Below are 22,466 nucleotides of genomic sequence, written 5' to 3' on the forward strand. Positions count from 1 at the left end.
CCTCCGTGCGGTGAAGATTCGACACCTCCACCACACACGGGGGCCTTCGCCATGATCAAGCCCGGCCAGTGTCAACAACGCTCGTGATCAATACACCTAGTCCACCGGTGCCGTCGCCTTGAGGGACAGCCACAGCTCCATGCGGACGTCCGGGTCGTCCAGGGAGCGCCCCAGGATCTCCTCGACGCGCCGCATGCGGTAGCGCAGCGTGTGCCGGTGCACCCCGAGGTCCGCCGCCGCCGCGTCCCACTGACCGTGCCGCGACAGCCACGCCCGCAGCGAGGCGACCAGGTCCCCGCGCCCCGTCGCGTCGTGCTCGCGCAGGGCGCGCAGCAGGCCGTCCGCGAACGCCCGTACCGCGTCGTCCGCGAGCAGCGGAAGGACGGAGCCCGCGGCCAGCTCCTCGTGCTCGACGAGGGCCTTGCCGCGCCGCCGCGCCACGGAGAGCGCCTGCTCGGCCTGCTTGTAGGCGGGCGCGGCCGCGACAGTCCCCGCGGGCGCGGAGAGCCCCATCAGGAGCCCGGGTCCTTCGGCCTGCTCGGGGCTGCCGGCCTCCGCCCGCGCCATGTGCTCGACGGCGGCCCGCTGCGCCGCCCCGCCGTCGCCGACGAGCAGCACGAGGCGCTCGCCGTACGGCACCACGAGCAGGGCCTCGCCGCAGCGCGCGGCCGCGGCCTCGACGGCGTCGACGAGCCCCGCGGCCCAGGCGCCCTCCTCGTCGGCGGCCGAGGGCGCCACGGCCTCGGCCACCGCGAGCCGGAAGGGCGCGTCGAGCAGCCCGCCGTACAGGTCACCGGCGACGGCCCGGGCGTGGTCCGGCTCCCCGGCGAGCAGCATGCGCAGGACGGCGGAGCCGATGCGGGCCTCGGCGGCCTGGAGGGAGCGGGAGCGCTCGGTGGTGAGGGTGAGCAGGGCGATCGCGGAGTGCACGGCGTACCGCTCGGCGGTGCCGAGGGTCGAGGCCGTGCCCACGGCGAGGGCCGCGCGCGGACGGCGCCCGGTGCCCAGGGAGTGCAGCTCGACGCGGTCCTCGGCCCCGGCCACGACGAGGCTGGCGGGGGCGGTCCGCTCGCGCAGGCGCTCCACGTCAGGGGTGAGCCGGGCGGCGCGGCGGGCGGCCCACTCGGGCGCGGTGGCGACGACGGCGCCGGAGGCGTCGTACAGCGCGGCCCAGCCGTCGACCTGTCCGGCGAGCGCGCCGAGCAGCCCTTCCGGGCCGTCCCCGAGGGCCTGCCGGGTCAGCTCGCGCTGGGCGGCGAAACCCGCGGTGACGGCGCGGTACTGGTCGGCGGCGATGGCGGCCGACACGGCCTTGCTGATGGCGAGGAAGGGGGTGCGGCGCGGCACCTCGATGAGCGGCAGGTCCTCCTCGGTGGCCGCGTCGACGAGGGCCGCGGGGATGTCGGGGTAGTTCACCCCGACGGCGAAGCCGAGGCCGATGACGCCCGCGCCTGCGAGCCGCTTCACGTACCGCCGCATCGCCTCGGGGTTCTCCGCGTCCAGCTGGAGCGCGGTGATCAGGAGCAGTTCGCCGCCCTCCATGTACGGGACGGGGTCGGCCAGCTCGCTGACGTGGGCCCAGCGCACGGGGGTGTCCAGGCGGTCCTCGCCGGCGCGCACGGTGAGTTTGAGCGCGGAGTGCTGGACGAGCGAGGCGAGCGTGGGGGGCATGGGACCTTCAGGTCGTACGACGACGGGGGCGGGCGCCGGGTCGGCGGACCGCCGTGCGGGTGGTGGGCCGGGCGTGGAACGGGTGGGGCCGGTGTCGCGGCGGCGGCCGGTGGTCACGTGGGCGCCCGGCGAGCGCACCGTGCGGCCCGTGATCTCTTGGCCGCCGCGTAGGACGGCTACCGTCGATTCTGCCTCACCGTACGGTCGCCACGGGCGCCCTGCCTGGTATGTCCCCCGGCGGAACCCGGAACCCGGGACCCGGAACCCGGAGCCCGGGCCCGTCAGCTCCGCAGGTCCACCAGCAACGGCGGCGCGTGCTCTCCTCGTACGTCCGTCAGGGACAGGACCGCGTGCCCCGGCGGCACCGCGTGGGCCAGCTCGGAGGCCGACCAGCGCTCGCGCTCGACCTGGCGGACGGTGACCGCGCGGGCGGTGGGCGCGCGCCCCGTGATCACCCGGCGCAGCACGTGCAGGACCTTGCCCGCGGGGGTCTCGGCGATGATCTGCCGGTCGGTGATGTCCCGTGCCTCGGTCCACTCCTTGCCCCACACCTCCGCGAAGTCCTGTCCGTCCCAGGGGGTGAGCCCGGACAGGGCCATGCGGCAGCCGACGGCGCCGAGCAGCGGCGTGCGCAGCGGGCGCGGCACGTCGTCGAGGGTCCGCAGGGTCATGACGACGCCCGCGTTGGCCGACCTGAGCCGCTGGATCCTGCGGACCGCCTCGGGCGTGACCGTGCCGGTGGCGTCGTCGAGGACGAGGCAGGCGAAGAGCGAGCGGTCCTCGCGCGCGGCGGCGCTGGTCGTGAACTGGGCGAGGACGAGCCGGGCGAGGATCCGCGAGGCGTCGGCGTGGCCGCGTTCGGGCAGGTCGATGCGGACCCGCACGGGGTGGTCGAGGGCCCGCAGCGAGAACGGGGTGCTCTGGCCCGAGGTGTCGAAGAAGGCGGCGAACGCGGGCCGGTCGAGCAGCGCGAGCCGGTCCGCGAGGGTGGCGCCGATGTCGCCGGGGTGACCCGACTGGCGCGCGCGGGCGTCGAGTTCGCGCAGCATGACCTCGTGCCCCAGCTCCTGGAGCCCCTTGCGCAGGGCGTCGAGCGGTTCGGGGATGCCGTCGAGCAGGGCGCGCAGCTCGGGCACGGAGGGGAACCTGCCGTGGACCGTGCGGTACGGGCCGAGGAGCTGGGCGAGGACGGTCGTCGAGCGGCGGGTGTCGGCGCCCGGATGCGCAGCGCCGTGCTCGCTGAGGTCACCCACGAGCGCCTCGGCGAGCATCGCTGCCGCCTCGTCCGGGTCGGTGGCGCCGCCGTACAGGTCGAGGTCGTACACGGACTCGGCCTGTCCGATGCGGACGACCACGTCGTAGTCGTCGCCGGGGCCGAGTCCCGCGCCCGCCGCGCCGACCACCACGACGGCGGCGCGCCCGGCGAGCGCCTGGAGGCACAAGCCCTCGGCGATCGGCCAGACGACGCTGCCGGTCTTGCCGGAGCCCGCGGGCCCGACGGCGAGCAGCGAGGTGCCGATGAGGCCGGGGCCGACGGCCAGGCCCGCGCCGCGGTAGGCGTACGGGTTGCGCGGGTCGTCCACGGTGGTGCCGAGCCGCACCTGCGCGGTGGCGAGGTCGTGCCGGGCGGCCCGCGCGGGCAGGTCGCGGTCCCCGGAGGGGTGCGGGCAGGCGGCGGCGCCGTCGCGCACGACGGCGTCGGTGAACGCGGCGAGTGAGTTGTTCCCCGAGCGCACGGAGCGCCAGGCGCGGGCGATGCGGGCGGCGTCGATGTCCCGCATCAGCCCCGCGCGGGCGTCGGCGGCGAGCCGGTCGGCGGCGGCCCCCGCGCCCCCGGCCCGCAGCTTCGGCCACTGGGCGGGATCCTCCTCGGGCGCGGGCTCCGGGTCCACCGACGCCTTGCCGCGCAGGCGCGGGGCGACGAAGCGGCGCCAGATCTCGTCCCAGCGGCCCACCTTGCCGACGCCGATCATGATGGCGAGCACGACGAGGAGGGTGTAGCCGTCCCAGACGATGAGGTTGACGAGCTGGCTGTCGCTCGTGCGCCAGGAGTCCGGTGTGAACAGTTCCAGCGGAACGATCCACCAGCTACCCAGGTAGTTGTTGTTGAGCAGCGACCAGATCAGCCAGCCCACGAGGAACGCGATGCCCGCGCCCGTGAGGAGCTGCCGGGTCGGGATGACCTCGGGCTCCTGCTCGGGCCGGGGCACGTGCCCGAACCGCCAGACGCCGGGTGCCGCCTTCGGCCGGGGCGTGCGCAGCCAGGCGAGGAACTCCTCGCCCTGGGTGTGCGGCGGCGCGCCGGGCGCCCGCGCGGGCCTGGGCGGCACGGCGGGAGCCGCATCCCCGGTGGCGCCGCCGCGCGGCGGCGCCACGCGCGGCACCGGAGTGGCATGCGTGCCGCGAGCGTCGTACGTGCCGTCGGAAGTCATGGCCCTTGCCCCCTGACCTGCCCTGTCATGGCCCTGTGTGCTGGTGCGCGGCTCAATCTAGTGCCCGCGTGCCGCCGTTGGGCCGCGCGCACGCCGATCACCCCACGGACCGGCGTCCGCGGCGCCTCGCCGCCGGCTATGTCCACCACGGACAACCACCACGCCGAACCTCTCCCCCATGGAGCATGCCCGCCCCCACCCGCCGCCCCTAACCTGCGGAGAAAGACCAGATACGCGTCCGGAAAGCCGCCGTGCCCCGAGGACGTCCGCACGACCCACCACCCCCAGGAGCTCTCATGACCGCTATTCCCCAGGAGCGCCGCGTCGTCACCGCCATTCCCGGGCCGAAGTCCCAGGAGTTGCAGGCCCGCAGGACCGCCGTGGTCGCCGGTGGCGTGGGCTCGGTGCTGCCCGTGTTCACGGCCCGCGCGGGCGGCGGCATCATCGAGGACGTCGACGGCAACCGCCTGATCGACTTCGGCTCCGGCATCGCGGTGACCAGCGTCGGCGCCTCCGCCGAAGCCGTCGTGCGCCGTGCCTCCGCGCAGCTCGCGGACTTCACCCACACCTGTTTCATGGTGACGCCGTACGAGGGTTACGTGGCGGTCGCCGAGGCCCTCGCCGAGCTGACCCCGGGCGACCACGCCAAGAAGTCGGCCCTCTTCAACAGCGGCGCCGAGGCCGTCGAGAACGCCGTCAAGATCGCCCGCGCGTACACCAAGCGCCAGGCCGTCGTCGTCTTCGACCACGGCTACCACGGCCGGACGAACCTCACGATGGCCCTGACGGCGAAGAACATGCCGTACAAGCACGGCTTCGGCCCGTTCGCGCCCGAGGTCTACCGCGTGCCGGTGGCGTACGGCTACCGCTGGCCGACCGGCGCCGAGAACGCCGGGCCCGAGGCCGCCAAGCAGGCCATCGACATGATCAACAAGCAGGTCGGCGCCGACAACGTCGCCGCGATCATCATCGAGCCGGTGCTCGGCGAGGGCGGCTTCATCGAGCCCGCCAAGGGGTTCCTGCCCCAGATCGTGCAGTACGCGAACGACAACGGCATCGTCTTCGTCGCGGACGAGATCCAGTCCGGCTTCTGCCGCACCGGCCAGTGGTTCGCCTGCGAGGACGAGGGCATCGTCCCGGACCTGATCACGACGGCCAAGGGCATCGCGGGCGGCCTGCCGCTCGCCGCCGTCACCGGCCGCGCCGAGATCATGGACGCCGCGCACGCGGGCGGCCTCGGCGGCACCTACGGCGGCAACCCGGTGGCCTGCGCCGGCGCGCTCGGCGCCATCGAGACGATGAAGGAACTCGACCTCAACGCCAAGGCGAAGAAGATCGAGTCCGCGATGAAGGCCCGCCTGTCCGCGATGGCCGAGAAGTTCGACATCATCGGCGACGTCCGCGGCCGCGGCGCGATGATCGCGATCGAGCTGGTCAAGGACCGCGCGACGAAGGAGCCGAACCCGGAGGCGGCCGGCGCCCTCGCCAAGGCCTGCCACGCCGAGGGCCTCCTCGTCCTGACCTGCGGCACCTACGGCAACGTCCTGCGCTTCCTGCCGCCGCTCGTGATCGGCGAGGACCTCCTGAACGAGGGCCTGGACATCATCGAGGCCGCGTTCGCCACGGTCTGACGCGCGCCGGCGCGGACGTACGCGCCGCTCGGTCCACACCTCTGGCGCAGGGGCCGTCCCACCGCGGGGCGGCCCCTGCGCCATGCCCGGCACACCTCCTGACATGTGCGGATCCCTCCTGGTACACCGTCCGTGACCTGCGGTGACGTTCAGGGCCTGTGAAGAAGGTGTGGGAGCCCCATGGCGGGACGCCCTTCCGGCTGTCGGCCCCCGAACTACTGACGTACGGTTTCTGCAGATGAGAGAAACACCCCGCTCACGGGAGACCGTGAGCGAGACCAGGTCGGGGCCTCCCCAGCACCGCCCTGGGCGTGCCTTCGCGCACACTCCTGGGGCCCTGCGCTCCGGAACTCCTCACCGATCGGATGGCCACCCGCCCCAAACCCCCCGGGGCGCGCGCCAGCCCGGTCCTCTCGGCCGCCCCGGAACTACCCCCCCTGTTCCGGGGCGGCCGACCCTTTGCGCGCTCCTCCTCGCGGTGAGCGGCCTCCTCTTCGCCCTTCTCACCTGGCAGATCACCACCGACGGCCCCGCGCGCCGGCTCGACGAGCGGCTTGGGCGCGCGCTCTCCGGTGGTGTGCTGCCCCGGTCCGTCGCCGAGGTCTTCGCCGACCTGGGGAACGTGACGGTCGCGCTGCCGGTGCTCGTCGCCGCCCTCGTGTTCGCGGTGTGGCGCGGCTTCCGGAGCGGCGCGTGCCGCTGGTGGCTCGCGCCGCTGGTGGCGGTGGTCGCCATGGCCGCCGTGCCCGCCGTGGTCGTACCTCTGAAGGCCGCGGTCGACCGCGGCGCCCCGCCGGGCATGGACGGCACCGGCTACTACCCCTCCGGGCACGCGGCCACCGCCACCGTCGCCTACGGCGCCGCCGCGCTGCTGCTCCTGCCCTTCCTGCGCGCTCCCCGTGCCCTGGGCGCGGTCTGGGCCCTGGTGAACCTCGCCGTGGGGCTCGGCCTGGTCGTCCGCGGGTACCACTGGCCCGCGGACGTCCTGGCGAGCTGGCTGCTGTGCGGGGTGCTCATCGGGGGCGTGTCGCTCAGCCGAAGTACGCGTCGAAGTTCTTCGAGAACTCCCCGTTGTTGAAGCGGTCCCAGTTGATGGACCAGGTCATCAGGCCGCGCAGGGCGGGCCACTTGCCGTGGGGCTTGTAGGAGCCGCAGTTGGTGTTCTTGGTGAGGCAGTCGAGGGCCTTGTTGACCTCGCCGGGCGGTACGTGGCCGTTGCCCGCCTGCGGGGACGCGGGCATGCCGATGGCGATCTTCTCGGGGGGCAGGGGCGGGAAGACGTTGGCCGCGTTGCCCTTGACCGGGAAGCCGGTGAGGAGCATGTCGGTCATGGCGATGTGGAAGTCCGCGCCGCCCATCTGGTGGTACTGGTTGTCGAGGCCCATGACCGGGCCCGAGTTGTAGTCCTGGACGTGCAGCAGGGTCAGGTCGTCGCGCAGCGCGTGGATGACCGGCAGGTACGCGCCCGCGCGCGGGTCGCCGCCCCACTGGCCGGGGCCGTAGTGCTGGTAGCCGAGCTGCACGAAGAAGGTCTCGGGCGCCATGGTGAGGGTGAAGCCGGGGCCGTACTTGGCCTTGAGGGTCTTCACGGCGGAGATGAGGTTGACGATCACCGGGCTCCTGGGGTTCTTGAAGTCGGTGTCGCCCGCGTTGAGGGAGAGGGAGTGGCCCTCGAAGTCGATGTCCAGGCCGTCGAGCCCGTACTCGTCGATGATCGCCGACACGGAGGAGACGAACTTGTCCCGGGCCTGGGTGGTGGTGAGCTGGACCTGGCCGTTCTGGCCGCCGATGGAGATCAGGACCTTCTTGCCCTGGGCCTGTTTGGCCTTGACGGCGGCCTTGAACTCGTCCTTCGTCTCGACGTTCGGGCACTCCGTCCTGGGACAGAGGCCGAAGCGGATGTCGCCGGACGTCGCGGAGGTCGGCTCGCCGAAGGCCAGGTCGATGACGTCCCAGCTGGCCGGGGTGTCGGCGAGGCGCGTGTAGCCGGAGCCGTTGGCGAAGCTGGTGTGGAGGTAGCCGACGAGGGCGTGGGTGGGCAGGGCCCGGTCCGAAGCCGCCGCCTGCGGACTCTGGACCGCTGACACTCCGCAGACCGCGAGCGCCAACGCCAGCGCCCCGAAGGGGCGCGGGGAACTGCGCGACCAGCCACGACGAACCCGCGGGCGAGGAACGAGTGCCACAACTGCCTCCAGAGGTGGGGGTGTTGGAGAGCAGGACACACTCAAGTTGGTCCAGACCAATGCCCTTGTCAAGGCCCTGTCACCGAGAACGGGGCGAAGGGTCACTCGGGGCGCGGCTCACCCGGGTCACGAGGGGCGGCGCCCCAGGCATCCCGTTCAGCCCGCGCGTCCCGCGCGATCCGCGCCGCCGCCTCGTGCATCGCCAGCTCCAGCAGCGCCGGGTCGACCAGCGTGCCCGAGCCGTCCGGTGGGATCAGCCAGCGCACGGCGCCCGTGGAGCGCCCCGGGAAGGGCACCACGATCCAGGTGCCGCGCCCCGCGCCGCGCACCCCCGTGCCCACCCAGCGGGCGACCGTGCCCGGCGGCACAAAGAACCCCATCCGGCCGTCGCCGAAGTCGGCGAGGACCGGGCCCAGCCGGTCCACGACCCGCGTCAGCACGTCAAGGGTGGGGTGACCCAGCTCGCCCGGCAGGATCAGAACATCCCAGAGCCTGCCCGCCGGGAGCAGCGCGACCCCCAAGGGGTTGCGCTCCCACTCCCAGCGGCAGGCCTCCGGATCCGGCGCCACCGACACCAGCCACTCCACCGCCGATTTCGCGCCCGAACCGTTCATGGGCGGACCTCCCTGTCTCCATGTGCCGTACGAATGCCTGACACGAGGGAGAGGGCTTCGGGAGCCGAGCGTTACGCGGATTCGGCTACTGGCTGGTAGTGAAGCGTGTCACGGCACGGTGGGGGCGTGCGCCGGTGGACAACGGCGGGCGTATGTCCACCCGCGCGCCGACCGGGCGGCCGCGCGCGGGCCACCGCTCTCAGGGGGTCAGCTGTCGAAGCCGAGCCCCAGCTTGTCCATCGTCCTGAGCCAGACGTTCCGCTTGCCCGCGTTGGCGTCCGCGCGGGCCAGCGCCCACTTGGTCAGGGTCACCCCCGTCCAGGCGAACGGCTCGGGCGGGAACGGCAGCGGCTTGGAGCGGACCATCTCCAGCTCGGTCCGCTCGGTGCGCTCGCCCGCGAGGAGGTCCAGCATCACGTCGGCGCCGAAGCGCGTGGCGCCGACGCCGAGGCCCGTGTATCCGGCGGCGTACGCGACCCGGCCCCCGTGCGCCGTGCCGAAGAACGCCGAGAAGCGCGAGCACGTGTCGATGGCGCCGCCCCACGCGTGCGTGAACCGCAGGCCCTCCAACTGCGGGAAGCAGGTGAAGAAGTGCCCGGCGAGCTTCGCGTACGTCTCGGGGCGGTGGTCGTACTCGGCGCGCACCTTGCCGCCGAAGGGGTAGATCGCGTCGTACCCGCCCCACAGGACGCGGTTGTCCGCGGAGAGCCGGAAGTAGTGGAACTGGTTGGCCGCGTCGCCGAGGCCCTGGCGGTTCTTCCAGCCGATGGCGGACAGCTGCTCCGGCGAGAGCGGCTCGGTCATGAGCGCGTAGTCGTACACCGGGACCGTGTACGCGCGCACCCGCTTGACCAGGGACGGAAAGACGTTCGTGCCGAGCGCGACATGGCGGGCGAAGACCCTGCCGTACGGGGTGCGGATCGCCATCCCCGCGCCGGCGGGGGCCAGCTGGAGCGCGGGCGTGTTCTCGTACACGCGCACGCCCAGCTCGCGGCAGACGCGCTTGAGGCCCCAGGCGAGCTTCGCCGGGTGCAGCAGGGCGACGCCGTCGCGGTCCCAGAAGCCGCCGAGGAAGGTCGGCGAGTCGACCTGCGCGCGCAGCTCGTCCGCGTCCAGCATCTCGGCGGAGCCGGTGAGGCCGCGGGCGGCCATCTCCTCGTACATCTCGTGGAGTTCGGCGAGCTGGTGCGGCTGCGTCGCGACGTCGATCTCGCCGGTGCGCTCGAAGTCGCAGTCGATGCCGTAGCGCTCGACGGCCGCCTCGATCCCGTCGAGGTTGCGGGCGCCCAGCTCCTCGAGCCTGGCGATCTCGTCCGGCCAGCGGGCCAGGCCGTTGGGCACGCCGTGGGTGAGGGACGCGGCGCAGAAGCCGCCGTTGCGCCCGGAGGCGGCCCAGCCGATCTCGCGCCCCTCGACGAGGACGACGTCGCGGCCGGGGTCGCGCTCCTTGGCGAGCAGGGCGGTCCACAGGCCGCTGTAGCCGCCGCCGACGACGAGCAGGTCGGCGCGCTCGTCCCCGACGAGCGCGGGCTCGGGGCCGGGCTTGCCCGGATCGTCCAGCCAGTACGGGACCGGCTTGGCTTCGGAAAGAGACTTGGTCCAACGGTTCATGGCAGCAGGGGCCATGATTTCCACTCCCTTGAGAATTGCGTAGGGCTGCACAGAACTGCTGGGAACGGCACGGGCACGGCCTTTCTCGGGTCAGCCCGCCCGCTTCGCGCGGCGCCTTCCGATCAGCATTCCTGCCAGTACGAGAACGACGGCGATGAGGAACATCGCCGTACCGATCACATTGATCTGAACGGGCGTACCCCGCTGTGCGGATCCCCAGACGAACATGGGGAAGGTCACAGTCGATCCGGCGTTGAAGTTCGTGATGATGAAATCGTCGAAGGAGAGGGCGAAGGCGAGGAGCGCGCCCGCCGCGATGCCCGGTGCCGCGATCGGCAGCGTGACCCGCAGGAAGGTCTGCACGGGCCCGGCGTAGAGGTCCTGCGCGGCCTGTTCCAGGCGCGGGTCCATCGACATCACGCGGGCCTTCACCGCGGTCACCACGAAGCTCAGGCAGAACATGATGTGGGCTATCAGGACGGTCCAGAAGCCGAGCTGCGCGCCCATGTTGAGGAACAGCGTGAGCAGCGAGGCGGCCATGACGACCTCGGGCATCGCCATGGGCAGGAAGATCAGCGAGCTGACGGCGCCGCGCGCCCGGAAGCGGTAGCGCACGAGCGCGAAGGCGATCATCGTGCCGAGCACGGTGGCGCCGAGCGTCGCGAAAAAGGCGATCCGGAGGCTGAGGGAGAGCGAGCCGCACATGTCGGCGACGCCGCACGGGTCCTGCCAGGCGTCGGTCGAGAACTCCTGCCAGGAGTAGTTGAAGCGGCCTTTCGGCTTGTTGAAGGAGAAGACCGTGACGACGACGTTGGGCAGCAGGAGATAGCCGAGCGTGAGGAGCCCGAAGATGACGACGAGGTTCCGGCGCAGCCGGCGGCCGAATGCGACGAACGGGCCCATCAGACCAGATCCTCCGTTCCCGACTTGCGGATGTAGAACGTCACCATGATCAGAATGGCGGCCATCAGGATGAAGGACAGGGCCGCCGCCGTCGGGTAATCCAGAATGCGCAGGAACTGCGTCTGGATGACGTTTCCGACCATGCGCGTGTCGGTGGAGCCGAGCAGGTCGGCGTTCACGTAGTCACCGGCGGCCGGAATGAAGGTCAGCAGGGTGCCGGAGACGACACCTGGCATCGACAGCGGGAAGGTGACCTTGCGGAACGTCGTGGAAGGCCGCGCGTAGAGGTCGCCCGCCGCCTCGTGGAGCCGGGGGTCGATGCGCTCCAGGGACGTGTAGAGCGGCAGGATCATGAACGGCAGGAAGTTGTACGTGAGTCCGCAGACCACCGCGAGCGGCGTGGCGAGGACCCGGTCGCCGTCGGTCGCGCCGAGCCAGTTGGTGACGTCCAGGACGTGCAGCGTGTTCAGGGCGCCGACGACGGGCCCGCCGTCGGCGAGGATCGTCTTCCAGGCGAGCGTGCGGATGAGGAAGCTCGTGAAGAACGGCGCGATGACGAGCACCAGGATCAGATTGCGCCAGCGGCCCGCGCGGAACGCGATGAGGTACGCCAGCGGATAGCCGAGCAGCAGGCACAAGGCCGTGGCGGCCCCCGCGTACAGCACCGAGCGCAGGAACTGCGGCCAGTAGTCGCCGAGCGCGTCCCAGTACGTCGCGAAGTGCCAGGTGACTTTGTAGCCCTCTTCGAGGGACCCGGTCTGCACGGACGTCGAGGCCTGGTAGACCAGCGGCAGGGCGAAGAAGACGATCAGCCACAGGATGCCGGGGAGCAGCAGCCAGTAGGGCACGAGGCGGCCGCGCCTGCGGGGCCGCGCGGGGGCCGGGGCGGGGGCGTCCTCGACGGGCGCCTTGACGGGGGCCGTCACGCGTCCTCCTCGACCTTCTCGACGCCCGCCTGGACGTCCTGGTCCGCGTCCAGGCCGAAGGTGTGGGCGGGGTTCCAGTGCAGGACGACGTCGGCGCCCGGGGCAAGGCGGGGGTCCCGCTCGATGTTCTGCGCGTACACCTCGAAGGCGTCGCAGACGGGGCTGTCGATGACGTACTGCGTGGAGACGCCGATGAAACTGGAGGTGACCACGCGGCCGGTGATGCGGTTGCGGCCGTCCGGGACGGTGCCCGCGTCGTCGGCGTGGGTGAGGGTGATCTTCTCGGGGCGCACCCCGACGAGGACCTTGCCGCCGGGGCTCGTGGTGGCGGTACATCGCGCCCTGGGCAGCAGGAGCTTGCCGTCGCCCGCCCTGAGGACCACGTCGTCGCCGCTGACCGAGTCGACCTCGGCCGCGATGAAGTTGGAGGTGCCGAGGAAGTTGGCGACGAACGTGGTGCGCGGGTTCTCGTACAGCTCGGCGGGGGCGCCCTGCTGCTCGACGCGGCCGCCGTTCATCACCGCGACCGTGTCGGCCATGGTCATGGCCTCCTCCTGGTCGTGCGTGACGTGCACGAAGGTGATGCCGACCTCGGTCTGGATGCGCTTCAGCTCCAGCTGCATCTGGCGGCGCAGCTTCAGGTCCAGGGCGCCGAGCGGCTCGTCGAGGAGGAGCACCTTGGGGTGGTTGATGAGCGCGCGGGCCACGGCGACGCGCTGCTGCTGGCCGCCGGAGAGCTGGTGCGGCTTCTTGCGGGCCTGCTCGCCGAGCTGGACGAGGTCGAGCATCTCGCCGACCTGCTTCTTCACCGACTTGATGCCGCGCCGGCGCAGGCCGAAGGCCACGTTCTCGAAGATGTCGAGGTGCGGGAAGAGCGCGTACGACTGGAAGACGGTGTTCACGGGCCGCTTGTAGGGCGGCAGCGCGGTGACGTCCTGCTCGCCCAGGCACACCGTGCCGGAGCTGGGCTCCTCCAGGCCCGCGATCATGCGGAGCGTGGTGGTCTTGCCGCAGCCGGAGGCGCCGAGCAGCGCGTAGAACGAGCCCTGGGGCACGGTGAGGTCGAGCGGGTGGACGGCGGTGAAGGAGCCGTAGGTCTTGCTGATCCCGGTCAGGCGGACGTCGCCGCTGGTTTCGGTCATGAGTTCTTCCCAGAGGTGGTGAGCGGTCGGGACGGCCGGGGGGCCGCGGGCGGGTCCTGTGCGGCCCGCGGGGGCGGGTTCAGGAGCCCGAGAGCCGGGCGAACTTCTCCTCGTACGCCGTCTCTTCCTTCGGCGTGAGCGACCGGAAGGCGTGGGACTTCGCCGCCATCTCCTTGTCCGGCAGGATCAGCGGGTTGCGCGCCGCCTTCGGGTCGATCTTGGCGAGTTCGTCGCGGACGCCGTCCACCGGGCACACGTAGTTGATGAACGCGGCGAGCCGGGCCGCGGGCTCGGGCTCGTAGTAGTAGTCGATGAGCCGCTCGGCGTTGCGCTTGTGGCGGGCCTTGTTGGGGATCAGCAGGTTGTCGGTGGACGTGATGTAACCGCTGTCGGGGATGGCGAACTCGACGTCGGGGTTGGACAGTTTGAGCTGGACGACGTCACCGGCCCAGGCCACGCACGCGGCGATGTCGCCCTTGTCGAGGTCGGCGGTGTAGTCGTTGCCGGTGAAGCGGCGGATCTGCCGCTTGTCGACGGCCTTCTGGAGGCGTGCGATCGCCGCGTCGAAGTCGTCGTCCTTGAAGGCGGCCGGGTCCTTGCCCATGTCGAGCAGGGTCATGCCGACGGTGTCGCGCATCTCGGAGAGGAACCCGACGCGGCCCTTGAGCCTCGGCTCGTCGAGGAGTTGCGAGACCGAGGTGATCTCCTTCCCGCCGGTCGCCTTCTTGTTGTACGCGATGACGGCGGAGATGCCGGTCCAGGGGTAGGAGTAGGCGCGTCCGGGGTCCCAGTCGGGCGAGCGGAACTGGGCGGACAGATTGGCGTAGGCGTGCGGCAGCTGGGCCGCGTCGAGCCGCTGCACCCAGCCGAAGCGGATGAGGCGGGCCGCGAGCCAGTCGGTGACGCAGATGAGGTCGCGCCCTGTGTCCTGGCCCGCGGCGAGCTGCGGCTTGACCTTCCCGAAGAACTCGCTGTTGTCGTTGATGTCCTCGGTGTACTTGACCGTGATGCCGGTGCGCCGGGTGAACGCGTCGAGGGTGGGCCGCCGCTTGTCGTCGTCCACGTCCATGTACTCGGTCCAGTTGGAGAAGTTCACGCGCTTCTCCTTCGCCGAGCGGTCCTCGGCGGCGATGCCGCCTGTGCCCTTGCCCGCGGCGGGGATGCCGCAGGCGCTCAGGGCGCCGAGTCCGCCCGCGGCGAGGGCGCCGCCGCCCGTGGCGCGCAGGAGTGAGCGGCGGGTGAGCGCGGCCCGGCCACTGGTCAGGCCGCGCCGCAGGGCGGCCCGCTGGGCCGGGGAGAGGCGGTCGGGCTCGTACTGCTCCATGCGCTTCTCTGCCCTTTCGGGAGGGTCCCTTGCGGGAGGGGTGAGGGGCGGGCGCCACCCGGTCTCGCGGCGCCCCGGCCCGAGCTGACTATCGGTCCCCGAAGATCGTGCGGTGCCAGTCCTTCCTGGCCACCGCGGTGTTGTCGAACATGACGTGCTTGATCTGCGTGTACTCCTCGAAGGAGTAGGCGGACATGTCCTTGCCGTAGCCGGAGGCCTTGTAGCCGCCGTGCGGCATCTCGCTGAGGATCGGGATGTGGTCGTTGACCCAGACGCACCCGGCCTTGATCTCACGGGTGGCGCGGCCCGCGCGGAACACGTCGTGGGTCCAGGCGGACGCGGCGAGCCCGTACGGCGTGTCGTTGGCGAGCCGGATGCCCTCGTCGTCGCTGTCGAAGGGCAGCACCACGAGGACGGGCCCGAAGATCTCCGCCTGGACGGCCTCGCTGTCCTGCGCGGCGCCGGTGATCAGGGTGGGCTTGTAGTAGGCGCCCGGGTGCTCGGGGGCCTCGCCGCCGGTGACCACGCGCGCGTAGCCGCGGGCCCGCTCGACGAAGCCGGCCACGCGGTCGCGGTGGGCGTGCGAGATCAGCGGGCCGAGGTCGGTGGCCGGGTCGCAGGGGTCGCCGAGCCGCACGGTCGCCATCAGGTCTGCGACCCCGGCGACGAAGGCGTCGTACAGCGGCCGCTGGACGTAGGCGCGGGTGGCGGCCGTGCAGTCCTGGCCGGTGTTGATCAGGGCGCCCGCGACGGCGCCGTGCACGGCGGACTCCAGGTCGGCGTCGTCGAACACGACGAACGGGGCCTTGCCGCCCAGCTCCAGGTGGAGGCGCTTGACGGTGGCGGTGGCGACCTCCGCGACCCGCTTGCCGACGCCGGTGGAGCCGGTGAAGGAGGTCATGGCCACGTCCGGGTGGCCCACGAGATGCTCACCGGCCTCGCGGCCCGCCCCGGTGACGACGTTGACCACCCCGGCCGGGATCCCGGCGGCGGTCGCGGCCTGCGCGAACATCAGCGAGGTGAGGGGCGTCAGCTCGGAGGGCTTGAGGACGATGGTGTTCCCGGCGGCGATGGCGGGGAGCACCTTCCAGGCGGCCATCTGGAGGGGGTAGTTCCAGGGCGCGATGGACCCCACGACGCCGATGGCCTCACGGCGTACGTACGAGGTGTGGTCGCCGCCGTCGTACTCCCCCGCGGACTGGCCCTGGAGGTGGCGGGCCGCGCCCGCGAAGAAGGCGGTGTTGTCGATGGTGCCCGGGACGTCGAACTCGCGGCTCAGCTTGATCGGCTTGCCGCACTGGACGGTCTCCGCCCGGGCGAGATCCTCCGCGCGGGCGGACAGCTCGGCGGCGAAGCGGTGCATCGCGTCGGAGCGCTCGCCGGGGCTCGCGCCCGCCCAGGCGGGGAACGCGGCGCGCGCGGCGGCCACGGCCGCGTCCACGTCCTCGGCGCCCGCCAGCTCGTAGCCGAGCACCTCGTCGCCCGTGGCCGGGTCCACGACCGCGTGCCGCCGGCCCGAGGTGCCGCGCGTGAGCCGCCCCGCGATGTACTGCGCGCCGTCCGCGAAGTGCTCCCGCGCCGGAAAGAACTGGTCGCGCGCCTGGAATGTGTGCATGCCGCTCTCCTCCGCCGTCCGGCCTCGATGAGGGGGCGGCGTCGTTCCAGATCGATTTGAGTGCCGATCCTGACAGAGGGTCGATAGTCCAACAAGTGATTCCGTAGTTGCCTTTTGGTTAAGCGACGGAATCTGTCGACCAGGTGTCGAGTCCCCCCGGAAAAGGACGGACGGAATGTCCGTGGCGCGTGCCAGGGTGGCGTGCATGAGTGAGATCACGGGGGCGGACACGCGGTCCGACATGCGTTCCGGCACGGACGACAAGCCTTCCAGCACGCCTTCCGGCACGCGTTCCGGCACGCCTTCCGGCACGCGTTCCGGCACGCCTTCCAGCACGCGTTCCGGCACGGACGACATCCGGTCGGTGGCCGATCTGACGGCCGCGGTGCGGGCGGGACGCCGGCTGAAGTACGTGCACTTCTGGGGCCACACCCCGCGCCGCGACGGCACCCTCGGCGCGAGCTGCTTCAGCCAGTGGTGGCCCTCGCCCTTCACCGCCGACGGGGTCGCGTACGCGACGGCGGAGCACTGGATGATGGCCGCCAAGGCCCGCCTCTTCGGCGACGCTCAGGCCGAGCGCGCGGTGCTCGCGGCCCGCACACCCGCCGAGGCGAAGCGGGCGGGCCGTCTCGTGCGCGACTTCGACCAGCGGGTGTGGGAGCGGGAGCGGTTCGCCGTGGTGACCGAAGGCAGCGTGCGGAAGTTCGCCTCCGACCCCGCGCTGCGGGCGTATCTGGTGGGCACCGGTGAGCGGGTCCTGGTCGAGGCCAGCCCCGTCGACCCGGTGTGGGGCATCGGCCTCGCCGCCGACGACCCCCGGGCCGACGACCCCGCCGCGTGGCGCGGCACGAACCTCCTGGGCTTCGCCCTGATGGCGGCGAGGGCCGAGCTGCGCTGACGGGCCGCCGGGCGGGACCCCGGGCCCCGGGCCCGCCCGGCCGCCCCCGCGCTTACGATGACCCGGACCCCCGCGAGGGTCACCCGATCAGCCGATCAACCTTGTTCCGGGGAGGAACCATGACCGAGACGACCGCATCCCGCGCCGGCAGCTTCATCGCGGGGCTGCCCAAGGCGGAACTGCACGTCCACCACGTCGGCTCGGCCTCCCCCCGCATCGTCTCCGCCCTCGCCGCCCGCCACCCCGACTCCAGGGTGCCGACGGACCCCGAGGCCCTGGTCGACTACTTCACGTTCACGGACTTCGCCCACTTCGTCGAGGTGTATCTGTCCGTCGTCGACCTCATCCGCACCCCGGAGGACGTCCACCTCCTCACCTACGAGGTGGCCCGCGAGCTGGCCCGGCAGAACGTGCGCTACGCCGAGCTGACCATCACCCCGTTCTCCTCCACCCGCCGCGGCATCGACGAGCGCGCCTTCATGGCCGCCATCGAGGAGGCCCGCAAGACGGCGGAGGCGGAGCTGAACGTCGTCCTGCGCTGGTGCTTCGACATCCCCGGCGAGGCGGGCCTCGTGTCGGCCGAGGAGACCGTGCGCCTCGCCACCACCGACGGCATCCGCCCCGAGGGCCTGGTCTCCTTCGGCCTCGGCGGCCCGGAGATCGGCGTGCCGCGCCCGCAGTTCAAGCCGTACTTCGACCGGGCCATCGCGGCGGGCCTGCACTCCGTGCCGCACGCGGGCGAGACCACGGGCCCTCAGACCGTGTGGGACGCCCTGACGCACCTGCGCGCCGAGCGCATAGGCCACGGCACCAGCTCCGCCCGGGACCCGAAGCTCCTCGCACACCTCGCGGAGCACCGCATCCCGCTGGAGGTCTGCCCGACGTCGAACATCGCCACGCGCGCGGTCACCACCCTCGACGCGCACCCGCTCAAGCAGTTCGTGGACGCCGGGGTCATCGTGACGATCAACTCCGACGACCCGCCGATGTTCGGCACGGACCTCAACAACGAGTACGGCGTCGCCGCCCGCCTCCTCGACCTCGACGAGCGCGGCATCGCGGCCCTCGCGAAGAACGCCGTGGAGGTGTCCTTCCTCGACGAGGCGGGCAAGCGGCGCATCACCGAGGAGATCGACACGTACACGGAGGCGTGGCTGTCCCGCTGAGTCCGGCCCCAGGGGACCACGGCCGTCACAATGAGCCCATGCGCACCGTGACTGCCGTGGCCCACCGAGGCGACCCCTACCGCGTCCGCGAGAACACCCTGCCGTCCCTGCGCGCCGCGCTGGCCCGGGGCGCGGACGCCGTGGAGATCGACGTCCGCCTGACCGCCGACGGCGTCCCCGTGCTGCTGCACGACGCCACCCTCGACCGCCTGTGGGAGCACGACCGGCCCCTGGCCGCGCTCTCCGCCGCCGAGGTCAGGGGCGTCACCGAGGGCGGCGTACCCACGCTGGCGGAGGCGCTCAAGGAGACCGAGGGCCACCGCGTCCTCGTGGACCTGCCGGACCCCGACGCCTCGCGGGACACGGTCCGTACGGTCGTCGGCGTCGTCGGCGAGTGCGGCGCCGCGGACCGCGTGTACTACTGCGCGGGCCCCGAAGCGATGCTCGCGGTGCGGGCCGCGGACCCGGCGGCGGAGATCTCCCTCACGTGGAAGACGCTCGCGCCGCCGCGGCACGCCCTGCTCGCCGCGATCGCGCCCCGCTGGCTCAACTACCGCTTCGGCCTTGTGAGTCGGGAACTCGCCGACCACGTCCACGCGCAGGGATACCTGATCTCCGCGTGGACTGCCGACACCCGCCGCACCATGCGTAAGCTCGTGTCCCACGGAGTGGACTCGATCACCACGAACCGCATGGACGCGCTCGCCACCGTGCTGGGACGGCAGGGCCAGGGGACGGGGAAGGAACCGCAGGCGTGAGGGCAGACAGCACCGGCAGGATCCGCACGGACATCGCGCACAACGCACGGGTGTGGAACTACTGGCTGGGCGGCAAGGACAACTACCAGGTGGACCGGGCGGTCGGCGCGCGGGTCACCGAGATGTTCCCCGGCATCGGCGAAGTGGCGCGCGCGGACCCGTTCCTCGGCCGGGCGGTCGCCCACCTCGTGGGTGACCGGGGCATCCGCCAGCTCCTCGACATCGGCACCGGCCTGCCCACCGGCGAGAACACCCACGAGGTGGCGCAGCGCCTGGCCCCGGACGCGCGCATCGTCTACGTCGACAACGACCCGATCGTCCTGACCCACGCCCACGCGCTGCTCACCAGCTCTCCCGAGGGCGTGACGACGTACATCGACCAGGACGCCCGCAACGCGCGCGAGATCCTTCAGGCCGCCGCCGGCACGCTCGACCTGACCCGGCCGGTCGCGGTGATGCTGCTCGGCATCCTGAACTTCATCCCGGACACGGACGACACGCTCCGGATCGTACGGACCCTCATGGACGGGGTGCCGTCGGGCAGTTACCTCGTCCTGACCCACCCCACCCTGGACGCCGACGTCGGCGGCGCGGGCAACCAGGCCGCGATGGACTTCTGGAACGAGAACGCCACGCCGCCGATCACCGGCCGCACCCGCGCCGAGTTCCACGCCTACTTCGAAGGCCTCGAACTCCTCGAACCGGGCATCGAGTCCTGCGCACGCTGGCGCTACCCCCAAGGTCCCGTGGTCCCCCAGTTCGGCGCGGTGGCCCGCAAGCCGTAGCCCGCACCGCGGCCGCGTCAGCCCCCGGCGCGGGCGAGCGGCGGCACGATCGCCCGCGCGTCCACGCCCCGCCCCACCCACAGATCGATGAGCAGCGCCGCCGTCGCCTCCAGGAGCCCGGCCCGCCCGAGCCCGCCGGCGTCGTACGCCTCGCACCCGAGGTCACGCACCAACTCCCGTACGACATCGCAAGCTTCGGCGTCGTCCCCGCACAGCGGCACCGCGAGCCGCTGCCCGTCGAAGACCGGCGGGGTCATCCGCCACACGCTCTCGTGGCACAGGTTGAAGGCCTTGACCACGCGGGTGCCGGGCGCGGCGGCCGCGAGCCGCTCGGCGGCGGCCGGACCGCGCTCCGTGAGCAGCGCGAAGCCCTCCCCCACCGGGTTGCAGCAGTCCACGAGCACCCGCCCGCGCAGGCTGTCGGCGAGCCCGGTCACCACGTCCTCTCCCGCCCCGTACGGCAGCGCGTAGAGAACGGCGCCGTCGCCGAACTCCGCCGCGTCCCGCAGCGATCCGTGTCCGGTCGCCCCGATCCGCGCCGCGAGCCCGGCCGCCCGTGCCGCGTCCCGCCCGCCCACGAACACCTCGTGCCCCGCCCGCGCCCACTGCCCGCCGAGCGCGTCCGCCATGTTCCCGGTCCCGAGTACACCGATGCGCATGCCTGTTCCTCCCTGTCACCGCGCCCCTGGTCCGGGGCACGAGACGACAGTAGGAAGGACCTCAGGCACCATTCGGTACGTGAGCGAACCCCATGACTTCCTGGCCGACTGCCGGGCCCGGCTTGCCTTCGACCTGCTCTCCCACACCTGGAACGCCGTAACCCTCTGGGCCCTGCGCGACGGCCCGCGCCGCCCCGGCGAACTCCGGGAGCAGATCGGCGGCATCAGCTCCAAGGTGCTGACCGAGACGCTGCGGCGCCTGGAGTACAACGGCCTGGTGACCCGCCGCTCGTACCCCGGCTCCCCGCCGCACGTGGAGTACGGCCTCACCGCCTTGGGCCGCACCCTGCTCCCGCCCATCGAGGCGTTCGGCGCCTGGGCCTTCACCCACGGCGACGAGGTCTTGGCAGCCCAGGACCGAGCGGAGGCCTCTTAGCGGGGGGGGGAGCACCCCCGGGGGGAAGCGCCCCGTAGGGGCGCGGGGAACTGCGCGCCCAGCCCCCACAGGCCAGCAGACGAAATCGAGCCCAATCCAGCGAAGCGCCTACGCGTTGGTGCCGCCGTCCACCGTGATGTCCGCCCCCGTGATCGAGCGCCCACCGGGTCCCACCAGGTGCGCCACCGTGGCAGCGATGTCGTCCGCCTCCGCGTAGCGGCCGAGGGCGGACAGGCCGCGCTGGAAGTCGGCGCTCTGGCCGTCGGCCGGATTCATGTCGGTGTCCGTGGAGCCGGGGTGGACGAGGTTGACGGTGATCCCGCGCGGGCCCAGCTCACGGGCGAGGGCCTTGGTGAAGCCGGTCAGGGCGGACTTGCTCATGGAGTACAGCACGATGTTCGGGAAGGGCGCGCGGCCCACGAGGTTGCTGCCGATGCTCACGATGCGCCCGCCCTCCGGCAGGTGCGCGAGCGCGGCCTGGGCGCCGAGGAACGCCGCGCGGGCGTGGATCGCCAGGGTGCGGTCCAGCTCCTCCAGGCCGACCTCCTCCACCGGCCCGCTCGGGAACACGCCCGCGTTGTTCACCAGGATGTCGAGGCGGCCCAGCTCACGGGCCGCCCGCTCCACCGCGCCGGTGACCGCCGCCGCGTCCGCCGCGTCGGCCTGGATGGCCACCGCCCGCCGCCCGAGCGCCTCCACTTCGGCGACGACACCCTCGGCCTTCGCCTTGCCCGCGGGGCTCACGTAGGTGAACGCCACGTCGGCCCCGTCCCGCGCGAGCCGCCTGACGATCGCCGCCCCGATGCCCCGGCTGCCGCCCGTGACCAGCGCGGCCTTGCCCTGGAGGTCCGTCATCCCCTGCCCCAAATCTCTCGTCGCGTAGGGCGGCACGCGAAGCCGTGTGCCGCGGCGCCAATTCTGTGTCGATCGGCACAGAAACTTTCACACGGGCGTTCCGCCACGTCAAGGCCTATATTTGTCAGTCACTACAGAAATGAGGTGGGGAGCGTGGCGGGACGCGGACGGCCCCGGGGCTTCGACCGGGAGACGGCCCTTCGCCGGGCCATGGAGGTGTTCTGGGAGCACGGGTACGAGGCGACGTCGATGACCGACCTCACCGCCGCCATGGGCATCGCCTCGCCCAGCCTGTACGCCGCGTTCGGCTCCAAGGAGCAGCTGTTCCAGGAGGCGGTGTCCCTGTACAGCGCCACCGAGGGCTCGGCCATGACGCGCGCGTTCACGGAGGTGCCCACCGCGCGCGGTGCCGTCGAGGCGGTCCTGCGCGAGAACGCCCGCGCGTACACCGAGAAGGACCGGCCGACCGGCTGCATGATCGTGCTTGCCGCCACCAACTGCTCACCGGCGAACGAGCCGGTGCGCGCGCACCTGGCGACCTGGCGCAGGGCGGGCGCCGAGATGATGGCCGAGCGCCTGCGCCGCGGCGTCGACGAGGGCGAACTCCCCGCCACCACGGACACGGAGGCCGTGGCCGCCTTCTACACCACGGTCGTCCAGGGCATGTCCGTCCAGGCCCGCGACGGCGCGTCCCGCGCGAGCCTGGACAGGACGGTGGACCGGGCGATGGCGGCCTGGGAGGCGGTGCTGGCGCCCGGCGCGTAGCCCGGGCGGCCGTGCGGCGCGAGGTGCGGGCCGGGGGCGGCGCGGGCCGGGGGCGATACGAGGCGGGAGGCGCGGGCCGGGGGCGGCGCGGG

Annotated in this window: 20 protein-coding genes; 8 read left to right on the forward strand and 12 right to left on the reverse strand. The window is 72.5% G+C overall.

Annotated features, from left to right (window positions below; translation table 11 throughout):
* Positions 1–96: 96 nt before the first annotated feature.
* Together AC07GB_RS00005 and AC07GB_RS00010 are read right to left on the reverse strand one after the other, a co-directional pair.
* Positions 97–1,671, reverse strand: coding sequence for a PucR family transcriptional regulator (locus tag AC07GB_RS00005; RefSeq protein ID WP_478840932.1), 1,575 nt, complete (start codon positions 1,669–1,671; stop codon positions 97–99).
* A gap of 281 nt (positions 1,672–1,952) precedes the next feature.
* Positions 1,953–4,103 carry a type IV secretory system conjugative DNA transfer family protein gene (locus tag AC07GB_RS00010; RefSeq protein ID WP_478840933.1) on the reverse strand — a complete coding sequence of 717 codons (2,151 nt, stop codon included), beginning with the start codon at positions 4,101–4,103 and terminating at the stop codon, positions 1,953–1,955.
* Positions 4,104–4,399: 296 nt separating this feature from the next.
* Between AC07GB_RS00010 and gabT the strand changes: the two genes are divergently transcribed.
* Positions 4,400–5,734 carry a 4-aminobutyrate--2-oxoglutarate transaminase gene (gene gabT, locus AC07GB_RS00015; protein WP_478840934.1) on the forward strand — a complete coding sequence of 445 codons (1,335 nt, stop codon included), beginning with the start codon at positions 4,400–4,402 and terminating at the stop codon, positions 5,732–5,734.
* A 478-nt stretch (positions 5,735–6,212) separates the two neighbouring features.
* Positions 6,213–6,812, forward strand: a complete 600-nt coding sequence (locus AC07GB_RS00020; protein ID WP_478840935.1) for a phosphatase PAP2 family protein — start codon at positions 6,213–6,215, stop codon at positions 6,810–6,812.
* Here the strand turns inward: AC07GB_RS00020 and AC07GB_RS00025 are convergent.
* The 8 genes from AC07GB_RS00025 to AC07GB_RS00060 form a co-directional block, all read right to left on the reverse strand.
* Entirely contained in the window at positions 6,766–7,842 is a 1,077-nt protein-coding gene (locus AC07GB_RS00025; protein ID WP_478840936.1) for a chitinase, read from the reverse strand. The genes AC07GB_RS00020 and AC07GB_RS00025 overlap by 47 nt on opposite strands.
* 176 nt (positions 7,843–8,018) lie before the next feature.
* Positions 8,019–8,531: a hypothetical protein gene (locus AC07GB_RS00030; protein ID WP_478840937.1), complete on the reverse strand. Its 513-nt coding sequence runs from the start codon at positions 8,529–8,531 to the stop codon at positions 8,019–8,021.
* Between the two features lie 207 nt (positions 8,532–8,738).
* Entirely contained in the window at positions 8,739–10,157 is a 1,419-nt protein-coding gene (locus AC07GB_RS00035; protein ID WP_478840938.1) for an NAD(P)/FAD-dependent oxidoreductase, read from the reverse strand.
* A gap of 75 nt (positions 10,158–10,232) precedes the next feature.
* The gene (locus tag AC07GB_RS00040; RefSeq protein WP_478840939.1) at positions 10,233–11,045 is read right to left on the reverse strand and encodes an ABC transporter permease; all 813 of its coding nucleotides are present in this window, start codon (positions 11,043–11,045) and stop codon (positions 10,233–10,235) included.
* On the reverse strand, positions 11,045–11,971 hold the full coding sequence (locus AC07GB_RS00045) for an ABC transporter permease (RefSeq protein ID WP_478840940.1): 927 nt from the start codon (positions 11,969–11,971) through the stop codon (positions 11,045–11,047). Before AC07GB_RS00045 ends, AC07GB_RS00040 begins: the two co-directional genes overlap by 1 nt.
* On the reverse strand, positions 11,968–13,113 hold the full coding sequence (locus AC07GB_RS00050) for an ABC transporter ATP-binding protein (RefSeq protein ID WP_478840941.1): 1,146 nt from the start codon (positions 13,111–13,113) through the stop codon (positions 11,968–11,970). The genes AC07GB_RS00045 and AC07GB_RS00050 overlap by 4 nt, the downstream gene beginning before the upstream one ends.
* 79 nt (positions 13,114–13,192) lie before the next feature.
* Positions 13,193–14,437 (reverse strand): ABC transporter substrate-binding protein, encoded by a 1,245-nt coding sequence (locus AC07GB_RS00055; RefSeq protein WP_478840942.1) that lies wholly within the window; start codon positions 14,435–14,437, stop codon positions 13,193–13,195.
* An 88-nt stretch (positions 14,438–14,525) separates the two neighbouring features.
* Positions 14,526–16,052, reverse strand: coding sequence for a gamma-aminobutyraldehyde dehydrogenase (locus tag AC07GB_RS00060; protein ID WP_478840943.1), 1,527 nt, complete (start codon positions 16,050–16,052; stop codon positions 14,526–14,528).
* Positions 16,053–16,407: 355 nt separating this feature from the next.
* Between AC07GB_RS00060 and AC07GB_RS00065 the strand changes: the two genes are divergently transcribed.
* The 4 genes from AC07GB_RS00065 (at position 16,408) to AC07GB_RS00080 (ending at position 19,659) form a co-directional block, all read left to right on the forward strand.
* Positions 16,408–16,950 carry an NADAR family protein gene (locus AC07GB_RS00065; protein ID WP_478841392.1) on the forward strand — a complete coding sequence of 181 codons (543 nt, stop codon included), beginning with the start codon at positions 16,408–16,410 and terminating at the stop codon, positions 16,948–16,950.
* A gap of 119 nt (positions 16,951–17,069) precedes the next feature.
* A complete protein-coding gene (locus AC07GB_RS00070) occupies positions 17,070–18,116 on the forward strand; it encodes an adenosine deaminase (RefSeq protein WP_478840944.1) in 1,047 nt (348 codons plus the stop codon).
* Between the two features lie 38 nt (positions 18,117–18,154).
* Positions 18,155–18,874, forward strand: a complete 720-nt coding sequence (locus AC07GB_RS00075; protein ID WP_478840945.1) for a glycerophosphodiester phosphodiesterase — start codon at positions 18,155–18,157, stop codon at positions 18,872–18,874.
* Positions 18,871–19,659 carry an SAM-dependent methyltransferase gene (locus AC07GB_RS00080; protein ID WP_478840946.1) on the forward strand — a complete coding sequence of 263 codons (789 nt, stop codon included), beginning with the start codon at positions 18,871–18,873 and terminating at the stop codon, positions 19,657–19,659. The genes AC07GB_RS00075 and AC07GB_RS00080 overlap by 4 nt, the downstream gene beginning before the upstream one ends.
* A 17-nt stretch (positions 19,660–19,676) precedes the next feature.
* Here the strand turns inward: AC07GB_RS00080 and AC07GB_RS00085 are convergent, their stop codons facing one another.
* Positions 19,677–20,318 carry an NADPH-dependent F420 reductase gene (locus AC07GB_RS00085; protein WP_478840947.1) on the reverse strand — a complete coding sequence of 214 codons (642 nt, stop codon included), beginning with the start codon at positions 20,316–20,318 and terminating at the stop codon, positions 19,677–19,679.
* 79 nt (positions 20,319–20,397) lie between these two features.
* Here AC07GB_RS00085 and AC07GB_RS00090 point away from each other — a divergent pair, with 79 nt between their 5' ends.
* Positions 20,398–20,754: a winged helix-turn-helix transcriptional regulator gene (locus AC07GB_RS00090; RefSeq protein WP_478840948.1), complete on the forward strand. Its 357-nt coding sequence runs from the start codon at positions 20,398–20,400 to the stop codon at positions 20,752–20,754.
* Between the two features lie 108 nt (positions 20,755–20,862).
* Here AC07GB_RS00090 and AC07GB_RS00095 read toward each other — a convergent pair whose 3' ends face one another.
* Complete coding sequence (locus AC07GB_RS00095) at positions 20,863–21,609, reverse strand: SDR family NAD(P)-dependent oxidoreductase (RefSeq protein ID WP_478840949.1); 747 nt, start codon at positions 21,607–21,609, stop codon at positions 20,863–20,865.
* A 153-nt stretch (positions 21,610–21,762) separates the two neighbouring features.
* On the opposite strand from AC07GB_RS00095, the gene AC07GB_RS00100 reads away from it, so the two are divergent.
* Positions 21,763–22,374, forward strand: coding sequence for a TetR/AcrR family transcriptional regulator (locus AC07GB_RS00100; protein ID WP_478840950.1), 612 nt, complete (start codon positions 21,763–21,765; stop codon positions 22,372–22,374).
* Positions 22,375–22,466 lie beyond the last annotated feature (92 nt).

It is taken from the genome of Streptomyces sp. NPDC045778 (genome assembly GCF_056431945.1).

Bases quoted from the DNA above. Each gene is read 5' to 3' on its own strand.
- AC07GB_RS00005 (WP_478840932.1), bottom strand. From the start codon at position 1,671: ATGCCCCCCACGCTCGCCTCGCTCGTCCAGCACTCCGCGCTCAAACTC.
- AC07GB_RS00085 (WP_478840947.1), bottom strand. From the start codon at position 20,318: ATGCGCATCGGTGTACTCGGGACCGGGAACATGGCGGACGCGCTCGGC.
- AC07GB_RS00055 (WP_478840942.1), bottom strand. From the start codon at position 14,437: ATGGAGCAGTACGAGCCCGACCGCCTCTCCCCGGCCCAGCGGGCCGCC.
- AC07GB_RS00035 (WP_478840938.1), bottom strand. From the start codon at position 10,157: ATGGCCCCTGCTGCCATGAACCGTTGGACCAAGTCTCTTTCCGAAGCC.
- AC07GB_RS00050 (WP_478840941.1), bottom strand. From the start codon at position 13,113: ATGACCGAAACCAGCGGCGACGTCCGCCTGACCGGGATCAGCAAGACC.
- AC07GB_RS00075 (WP_478840945.1), top strand. From the start codon at position 18,155: ATGCGCACCGTGACTGCCGTGGCCCACCGAGGCGACCCCTACCGCGTC.
- AC07GB_RS00040 (WP_478840939.1), bottom strand. From the start codon at position 11,045: ATGGGCCCGTTCGTCGCATTCGGCCGCCGGCTGCGCCGGAACCTCGTC.
- gabT (WP_478840934.1), top strand. From the start codon at position 4,400: ATGACCGCTATTCCCCAGGAGCGCCGCGTCGTCACCGCCATTCCCGGG.
- AC07GB_RS00070 (WP_478840944.1), top strand. From the start codon at position 17,070: ATGACCGAGACGACCGCATCCCGCGCCGGCAGCTTCATCGCGGGGCTG.
- AC07GB_RS00095 (WP_478840949.1), bottom strand. From the start codon at position 21,609: ATGACGGACCTCCAGGGCAAGGCCGCGCTGGTCACGGGCGGCAGCCGG.
- AC07GB_RS00060 (WP_478840943.1), bottom strand. From the start codon at position 16,052: ATGCACACATTCCAGGCGCGCGACCAGTTCTTTCCGGCGCGGGAGCAC.
- AC07GB_RS00010 (WP_478840933.1), bottom strand. From the start codon at position 4,103: ATGACTTCCGACGGCACGTACGACGCTCGCGGCACGCATGCCACTCCG.
- AC07GB_RS00030 (WP_478840937.1), bottom strand. From the start codon at position 8,531: ATGAACGGTTCGGGCGCGAAATCGGCGGTGGAGTGGCTGGTGTCGGTG.